1 protein-coding gene is annotated in these 1032 nt (G+C 67.2%); it reads left to right on the top strand.

The window, feature by feature from the left end; genetic code table 11:
- The first annotated feature begins 128 nt into the window (after window positions 1–128).
- Window positions 129–1021, top strand: a protein-coding gene (locus tag ACTG9Q_RS32955; protein ID WP_455576860.1) for an IS5 family transposase whose coding sequence is annotated in 2 segments (ribosomal slippage) — window positions 129–528 and window positions 528–1021 — 894 coding nt in all. Because the reading frame shifts where the segments join, the coding sequence is not laid out codon by codon here.
- Window positions 1022–1032: the final 11 nt, after the last annotated feature.

Below are 1032 nucleotides of genomic sequence, written 5' to 3'. Positions count from 1 at the left end.
CTAGGCCGTGTCTCGAAGTCGTGTGTGCTGGTCCGGCGTGTTGTTGATCAGATAGGTGAGGTCTCCGGTAGACGGGTTAGCGACCAAGCAAACCAGTGACTACCGGAGACCTCGTGGCCAGCGTAGTGGTGACGGGGCGGGCTGATCTGACCGACGCGCAGTGGGCGGTTCTGGAACCGCTGCTGCCGGTCGGGGTGAGATCGGGTCGCCCGTCGCAGTGGACGAAACGGCAGCTCATCGATGGGATCCGTTGGCGGGTGCGGGTCGGGTCGCCGTGGCGGGACGTCCCAGCGGTGTATGGGTCGTGGCGGGCGGTCTACGGGTTGTTCCGCCGTTGGCAGCGGGCCGGGATCTGGCAGATGATCCTGGCCGCTCTGCAGGCCCGCGCTGATGCCGCGGGTCTGATCGGGTGGGACGTGAGCGTGGATTCCACGATCGCTCGCGCGCACCAACACGCCGCCGGGGCCAGGAAAAGGGGGATCTTCAGGCCGAGCCGCCCGGCACGGCTGAGGGTGGCGTCGAGCCGGATGATCACGGGCTGGGACGGTCGCGGGGTGGGTGGAGCAGCAAGCTGCACCTGGCCTGTGAACAGCACCGCAAACCGTTGTCGTTGCTGGTCACCGCCGGGCAGCGCGGCGACAGCCCCCTGTTCACCGTGGTGCTCGAGCAGATCCGCGTACACCGGTCCGGGTCGGGCAGGCCGCGCACCCGCCCGGAACGAGTGCTGGCGGACAAGGCTTACAGCTCCCGCGCGAACCGCGCCTATCTGCGCCGACGCGGGATCAAGGCCACCATCGCCGAACCGTCCGATCAGGCTGACCACCGCCACAACCGAGGTCAGCGCGGTGGTCGTCCACCGACGTTCGACCACGAGGTCTACAAGCAGCGCCACGCGGTCGAATGCGGCATCAACCAGCTCAAACAACACCGAGCCGTCGCCACCCGCTACGACAAACTCGCCGTCCGCTACACCGCCACCATCCACATCGCCGCCATCAACATCTGGCTACGACAACTTTGAGACACGGCCTA

This window comes from Actinokineospora lacus (genome assembly GCF_053813445.1).
The sequence above is the reverse complement of the archived record's forward strand: the minus strand, read 5'-3'. Positions and strand labels throughout refer to the sequence as shown.